This window comes from Arsenicibacter sp. R0_47 (assembly GCF_057652235.1).
Genome location: NZ_JBYFCJ010000036.1, coordinates 60,608 through 68,364, shown reverse-complemented (window position 1 = coordinate 68,364; position 7,757 = coordinate 60,608). Strand labels below are relative to the sequence as shown.

Below are 7,757 nucleotides of genomic sequence, written 5' to 3'. Positions count from 1 at the left end.
GTCATCGTTTTGTAGTTTCGTCACCACAAAAATAGGACATACTGGTTCTTGCCTTTTTTTATGAGAAAGCCCTGATTGACTCAAACGGTGAGGTGGTAGTGACGATTACGGTTGAATCGCCTGAAAAATTTGTTACGGCAGGCTCTACCAACGAATAATTGACATCAATACGACTGCCGTTTTTTACACCAAACGTTTCGGCACCTCCATTATTCCACAGGATACAATTCGACAGCAGTGGCTTATTAAAATTCCCCGTGCAATAGATGACACTGCCCTTACCGGCAATGGTAAAGTTATTCTGAAAAGATGAATTGATAAACTGTGGCAGCAACGGTGGGGCGAATGAAGCGTCTCTTATGTTCTCCCCCCAATATACACCACCGGCATTCAGCGCATAATTATTTTGAAAAGATGAGTTAATAACCTGCACACTATTTTCACTAAGCTCCATCGAAGTAGCTATGGCACCTCCCGCATCATAGGCAACGTTATTATAAAAAAAGCAGGCATTAAACACTGGCTTATAAACACTTACCCTTGATTCACTATAAATAGCCCCACCGCTTACAGACGCAGTATTGTTTTTAAAAACACACTTATCAGACTTTTGCAGTAAGCTACACGAGTAATTTATATCAAAATACATGGCTCCGCCATAACTCGCTGAGTTATCCGTAAATTCACAGTTTATGAACTGAATTTCACAGATTCCGTTCCAGATAAGTCCCCCTATCGCGCCACCTTTTTCAGCACTATTATTGTCAAAACGGCAGTTCTCAAACAGGATGCTGTGTTTCCCTTCAGGCGTATTCAACCCAAAATTCAAACCAACGGCGCCACCATAGTCCACTGCCTGATTACCGGTAAAAAAACAGGTTCTAAAAACAGGTTCATAAATATCACGATTACGTATTGCTAACATTATTGCCCCCCCGCTAAAACCATTAGTAGTTATTGAATTTCCGGCAGTAATGACAAAGCCATCCAGAATTGTCTTCCGGGATAATGAGCGGCTTTGCTTAAAAACCTGAAAACTATTATCTCCGGCTACATTCGGCACCCCGATATCACCGCTTAAAATGGAATTTACCTGAGCTATAAAGTTTATTGCGGGGCGTTCAGAAAGTGTACGTTCATTTCCGGTAAATCCGCCGTAGACGGCTACACTATCTTTCAGGCTGAAACTGATAGTTCTGTCGGTTGTTGTCGTTGGCTTATAGACACCCGTTGCAACCCATACCACATCACCTGCATGGCTGGCATCGATCATAGCCTGTAAATCGCCGCTTGCCTGTTCCCAGCTGCTGCCGTCGCCGGTGCCGTCAGCTTTTACATACCGTCTTGTCTGACTGTATCCTTTTATGACGGAAAGAACTAAAACGCCCAGGAGAAAGGTACTCTTCGCAAATGACAAAAGACCTTTAGAAGAAAAAATGGTAAATGTGTGAATGCCTTGACCGTACTGGCGGTGTTTCATGATCATCAACTAATTAGCAGAATGTGGACTTAAGAACCTGCTTAAACTAAGGCTTTTTTTTGCGAGTTTACAACTATCTATTGCAAAATTTAACCTTTACGTGCACCCGTTAATACATAAAAAGCTCATAGATAAGATAGCTGCCTGACGTTGGCAGACCATCCTTTCTATGAGCACACGAATATCACAGCCGGCTACATAACCTCAACCTATTGAATCTGTATCGTAGCCCTGTCAGACGGTCACTTTATCCGTTTAGCAATGGCGTCAAAGTTGTAAACGGTACCTTTCAATGTATTTTCATCGGCTTTGTTCAGATCCAGCGCCAGTTCACCCGCCTGCGTTGACTCAAAGTAAATGATCAGCTTGTCTCCTTTTTCTTCCACTTTTGTAATCGGCAGTTTGGGTTTGTTACTGTCCGCAGGATCTGCCAGCTCACCGGTTAATTTACTATCCTTCCGAACCAGCTCCGTAACAAGCTTTACATCACCCATGGGGGTTCCGGCAATTGCAATTTCCCATTTACCAGCAAAAAAGTCAGTCGGTGGCGTTGCGGCGGTTTGTGCATAACCTATCACGGCAGCCATCATCATCATCAGGAATAAAGTAAGTCTTTTCATCGTAGTAATAGTTATTGTTGGAATCATGAATCGATACGATAATCGGACAAATATAAGCTAGCCTGAGTTTATTGTCTAGTAACAAGACAATAAATATAATAAAATTAATTATAGATTTAATTCAATTAACAGAGGCAAATACTTATTATTTACGGAAAACTACTGTACTAACTTCCTAAAGAAAGGACTGCGTAAATTCCCGTCGTTGCTCCGGCACCTGTGCGTAAAAATCCCTGATCTCAAAATCCAGTACTTATCCTGACAACGAACTCCCTGATTCATAAGACCTTTGTGCTATCGAAATAACTACTCTTAATCAAATAGCAAGGCACTAATGGAAGCACAATTCTGGGTCAAATCATGGGAATTAGAAGGCCACTACACAAGTTTTCACCGGCGGGATGTACACCCGTATTTGCTGCAACACCTGCCCCCGGACAGCTTAGCCGGCAAAACAGTTTTGGTACCCCTGTGCGGAAAGACACTGGATTTGCTGTATTTCAGTCAGTTTGCAGAAAAGGTAATTGGCGTTGAACTGGTCGAAAAAGCGGTTCTTCAGTACTTTCAGGAAAATGATATTCCTTACCAACGTTGTGGCAACCGGTTTGAGTCGGGCAATCTGACCATTATCTGTGGTGATTTTTTTGCGTTAACCCCGGAAGCTATGGGCGATATTGATCTGGTTTATGACCGCGCGTCGCTGGTTGCCCTTCCCTGCCCTATGCGTATGCACTATCTGCAAAAGCTGGAAGAGCTGACGAAGCCGGGGACGACCTATTTCCTGAATACACTTGAATATGCACCGACAATGGCAACGCCTCCGTTCAGCATCGACCCAACAGACGTTGGCCGGTATTTTTCGAATTACGCCATCCGGCATGTAGAAAGCCCGGTGTTGCCTAACCATGGCATGGTCCGTAAATACGGCTTACGCTTCCTGATCGAGCACGGCTTCATAATGAAAAAACTATACAACATTGATTTACAGCACGCTCCGGCAACGGAGATTTTCTTTCAGGCTTTCTGATTTTTACTGTTTTCTGATTTACGGCGTATGAAAACCGATCTTTTCAAAAAACTACTGCTTGTCTGTTTTTACCTGCTGGCCGCCCTGCCGACAATGGGTTGAATTGAACAGATAGTTAAGGTCCGCTTTCCGATGCAAGCCATAGCAAACAGGTGTATCCGCGTTTGCTATGGCCTCTATTTTTCCGGTCTGTAGCCGGAGCTGCTCACCAAAACATCACTGCGGTCAGCCATATCAATCCCTTCACCGGTTTCCGGATGCAGCCCGGACAGGCTGTCTGCTTCCTGAAAAGCCATATCCGCCGTTACCGGTACCGGCTCAGGTCTTCCCTGATACGCATGCCCCCCGGATTCTTCCAACGGAATCGCCATTATACAGGCGAATACGCCAAACCGGACAGCAAACTGAACCATCCGTAACATATTTAACCACATAACTTCTGTTTCCATAAACGTAGTTACCTCTGTGTCGACTTTCCGGTACCAATCTAGTACCACCCGCCCGGCCTCTCCTAATTCCGGGGGTAGACAATCGGGTGGACAATTTAATTTAAAGCAGAAAATCAACTACTTATAAGCTAATGTAAAACAGATGCGGCAACACTTACCGTAAACGTTATCATGCGGTCAGGAATTGAATAACCGGCAAAAAACTTACATATCAGGGATTATTCCGTTGACAAATCTGAACCACAACCTAATCTTCCGGTTGATCTGCCTGGTAAAAAAACGAGTTTGTAAACGATGACAATGTCCGTAAAAGCTGCTTATAAACGCAGAAAGGCGCAAATGAGCCAGCCCATTTACGCCTTTCTGTTATGTGGTTATAGTCCGATTACTGAACCGCGAGAATTTTAAATTCAGTCCGCCGGTTTGCCTGATGGTCTGCTTCGGAGCATTCAACCCCGTCGCCGCAATCATTGACCAGTTCACTTTCGCCGAACCCTCTGGCCGTTAAGCGTTTCGGGCTCACTCCTTTTGATACCATGTAATCCAGCGCGGCGCGGGCACGGTTCTCAGAGAGCCGCATATTATACGTGTCACTTGCCCGTGCATCGGTATGCGAGCGCAGTTCGATCTTCATCGTCGGGTATTCCTTCAGCAGGGCCACAACGTGATCCAGCTCGCGGGCCGCATCCGGGCGGATAAAGAATTTATTCAGGTCGTAATAAATGTTTTTCAGTTCGTAGACATCACCTTCACCATATAAGCCAAGGGTATCGGTCACTACCTGCGGCGACTTTGTCTTCAGCTGCTTGGTACGGCTGGTATATTTGTCTTTTTTTGTACTGATTGAATACGGAGCTCCGGGCTTCATGTCAAACTCATAGCCCCCATCCGGTCCGGTTTCGATGGTGCGCTCTGACTTGTCTTTTTCGTTACGCAGGGTCACTTTTACACCGGAAGCCGGTTTATCGTCCACCTCACGCTTTACAACGCCTTTCACAATAGTATTTTCACTGCGGTCAAGGTAAATCGAGATATTGATGACCGGAGCTGGCGACTGCGTCAGGGTTGAATACCGGGCACTGTTAAGGGCATACCCTTCTTTCACCGCCTTGAATTCATATTCGGTATTGGCGTCCAGACACATCTGTGTTGCGCCGCGTGCGTTGGTTACCAGCAGGTCCTGATTCACCCCGTTCCGGACAATCCGCACATCGGCACCTTCCAGCGGCTGCTGTGTCTTCTTGTCGTAAACTATCAGGTTAAGCTGCTTGCACGAACGGCGGAAGCTGTAAATATCGTCGTCGCTGATGCCTTTTTTCCGGTTACTGCTGAAAAAACCGGTCGTACGGCTCTTATCCGTAATTAAACCAAAGTCATCTTTTTCGGAGTTGATCGGCGCACCAAGATTTTCAACTCCTTTATAAGCGACACCGTCTTTCAGTTCCGCAAAAAAGATATCCAGCCCGCCAAGACCTTCGTGACCATCTGAAGCAAAATAAATGTTGCCGTTTCCATCAACGTACGGAAACATTTCGTTGCCCTCGGTATTGATGTCTTTCCCCAGGTTTACCGGCGTTCCCCATTGGCCGTTGTTGTACTCCACCACGTAGATGTCCGTACCGCCATACCCGCCGGGCATATCCGACACAAAATATAGTTTGCTGTCATCCGGCGAAAAAGCAGGGTGACCTACAGAATATTCATTGCTGTTGAACGGTACTTCCTTGGCCGACATCCACTTGCCGTTCTTTTCGTTCGCAATGTATAGTTTCAGTTTCCGGACACCGTCAGAGCTTTTCCCTGATTTCCCTTTACTGGCGTTGTTCCGTGTAAAAACAATCGTTGTCTGATCACGCGTAAAGGTCATCGGACCTTCGTGGTATTTTGTATTCAGCGTACGGCTGAAAATTTCGGCTTTCGTGACACCTTTATCCGGTGATGCATTTGTTTCAGCAGCCTGTTCGGCCGGTGCACTACCGCCTACCTGTGCTGTATTTGTGGCACGGGCGACTTCGGGGGCTGCTGTACGCAACTGGTTAGTATCCGCGTGGAAGTACAGGTCCAGGAATGGTGTCTGGTTCCAGTTGAACACCCGCTTGATCGCCCCTGATTCGTCTCGGGCCGATACAAATACTAACCCTCCCTTGTAGTACATCGGGCTAAAATCTGCCTGGCGTGAGTTGATCGGCAGGCTGGACAAGCGATAGGATGATGAATCCTGGTAAAAACGATTCATATCCATGTATGAAACCGTAAACCGACGACCGCGTAGGTCTTCACCCTGCTTTTCGCCATACTTGCTGTACATTTTCTGAGCATCGCGGTATTTGCCGTTAGAAGCCAGTGACTGTGCATAGTAGAGATAGATCTCACTGTCGAGGTCACTGTTATCCTTAACCAGCTCGGCATAAACGCGCTCTGCGTTCCGGCTGTCCTGTAGTTTCCGGTATGAAAAGCCTAGCTTAATCAGTGCCTCACGGGTCTCTGCCGCATCCTTTTTGCGGTCTGCCCGCAAAAACTCCTCGTACATCCGCACTGCGCTGACATAGCTCATGTTTTCAAATTGTTTGTTAGCCGCTCGTAATCGTGTGCTCTGAGCCTGCGCAGTGAAACACCAGAGGACCAGCCCGGCCAACAGCAGCGTTCGTACAAATCGATTCATGGTCTGAGAGAATACTGTTGAATTAATGTATTATGGGCTACCGTGTTACTATCAAATTGAATGCCAAAAAAAATTCTCAGGCGAAAAAAGAACAAGAATATTATCTAAACGCCTGCAAATCAGTTCATATCTACCAGGAAACTCTCATAACAATTTAATTACCAGACTTTTGCGTGTCATTGGTGTTAGTTTTACAGTATCGGCAATGCGGTAGCCAATCACCCAGACAATCACCCCGCCAGCCAGGAGCACATACACCGTTGCCCGCTCGGGCTGCGGGACCTTTTGTTCATTCAGAAAATCACTGACCAGTTTCTTTCCCTTCATCCCGATCGGCCGGAATGTATCCCCCTGCTGCCACGGACGAACAACAACATCGCCGGCCAACCGGTCTGCATCCAGACAGGCAACACGCTGATTAGCAGAGAACTTATAATTACCGCTCACTGCTTCTGCTGAAAAATCAAGGGCGCCCAGACCGGCTATTTCTACCCTACCGGCCGGCCACGAAGGCCAGCTATGCGTGGCAGCCGGCGGCACCGTTTTCGGCACCAGCAGCAGGCTTTCTTTCTGATGCCATAGCCGGTGGGTTGCCGTTTCAAAACACTGCCCCGGTTCAGACGTCAGACAGCCCGCGAGCTGCCTAATCTGATCAGGCACAAACCCAAATGGCCGCAGCCATTCAGCCAACCGGAAGGTTGGTTCAAGGAGCGTGCCAAGTTTAGCTTTATTGATAACAATCTGCTCTGAAGATGAATAATCTGTAACCCATTCCCAGCTTCTGTTCAGTTCACCGGCCAATATTGTTTCGGAAGCCTGCAACCGGTCAATTGTGCGCCGAAACGTTCCCCAGAAATTAGCATTCAATGCCTCAAGCCCGGGTACAACATGATGTCTGATCTGATTGCGCAGGTATTTATCATCCTTATTTGAGCTGTCCTCCCGCCAGATCAGCCCCTGTTGTACGGCATAGTCTTCGACTTCGGCACGCGTTGCAAACCATAGCGGCCGGATGATCACTCCGTTTTGTCTGGGCAAACCCCGCAGCCCCGCAATACCTGTACCGCGTGCCAGGTTCAGCAGCGTGGTTTCCAGCACATCGTTCTGATGGTGTGCCGTCGCAATGTAGGTAAAGCCATCTTGTTGTTGCAGCTGATGAAACCAGGCATACCGTAACCGTCTGGCAACCATCTGCACCGACTCACCGGTTTTGGCAGCTTCTGCTGCGGTTTCAAAGCGGGTTACGTAAACAGGTATCCCGTATTGTGCAGCCAGCGTGCGGACAAAAGCCTCATCGCCGTCGGACTCCTCACCCCGAAGCCCGAAGTTGACGTGTGCAACGGAGACGTTCAGGGCTGCCTGCACACACAGGTGTGTGAGTACCACAGAATCGATTCCGCCGCTGACCGTTAACAATACCCGGACGGATTGCTTAGCGGATGTATCGCCAAGCCCCCATTCATCGTTAACAAAGTTTAAAAAGCGGTCCTGCATACCAGTGTCTGCCCGGGACAGCCTA

The 7,757-nt window shown here is 47.4% G+C and carries 6 protein-coding genes; 1 reads left to right on the top strand and 5 read right to left on the bottom strand.

Annotation, left to right across the window (positions count from 1 at the left end):
* Positions 1-58 precede the first annotated feature (58 nt).
* A complete protein-coding gene (locus AC23NW_RS32110) occupies positions 59-1,480 on the bottom strand; it encodes a hypothetical protein (protein ID WP_487454700.1) in 1,422 nt (473 codons plus the stop codon).
* A gap of 242 nt (positions 1,481-1,722) precedes the next feature.
* Positions 1,723-2,127 (bottom strand): hypothetical protein, encoded by a 405-nt coding sequence (locus AC23NW_RS32105; protein WP_487454699.1) that lies wholly within the window; start codon positions 2,125-2,127, stop codon positions 1,723-1,725.
* Positions 2,128-2,434: 307 nt separating this feature from the next.
* On the opposite strand from AC23NW_RS32105, the gene AC23NW_RS32100 reads away from it, so the two are divergent.
* Positions 2,435-3,127, top strand: a complete 693-nt coding sequence (locus AC23NW_RS32100) for a class I SAM-dependent methyltransferase (protein WP_487454697.1) — start codon at positions 2,435-2,437, stop codon at positions 3,125-3,127.
* A gap of 176 nt (positions 3,128-3,303) precedes the next feature.
* On the opposite strand, the gene AC23NW_RS32095 is transcribed toward AC23NW_RS32100, so the two are convergent.
* The 3 genes from AC23NW_RS32095 to tilS form a co-directional block, all read right to left on the bottom strand.
* Positions 3,304-3,576, bottom strand: coding sequence for a hypothetical protein (locus AC23NW_RS32095; RefSeq protein ID WP_487454695.1), 273 nt, complete (start codon positions 3,574-3,576; stop codon positions 3,304-3,306).
* Positions 3,577-3,961: 385 nt separating this feature from the next.
* Entirely contained in the window at positions 3,962-6,238 is a 2,277-nt protein-coding gene (locus tag AC23NW_RS32090; RefSeq protein ID WP_487454693.1) for an OmpA family protein, read from the bottom strand.
* 144 nt (positions 6,239-6,382) lie between these two features.
* The gene (gene tilS, locus AC23NW_RS32085; RefSeq protein ID WP_487454691.1) at positions 6,383-7,732 is read right to left on the bottom strand and encodes a tRNA lysidine(34) synthetase TilS; all 1,350 of its coding nucleotides are present in this window, start codon (positions 7,730-7,732) and stop codon (positions 6,383-6,385) included.
* Positions 7,733-7,757: the final 25 nt, after the last annotated feature.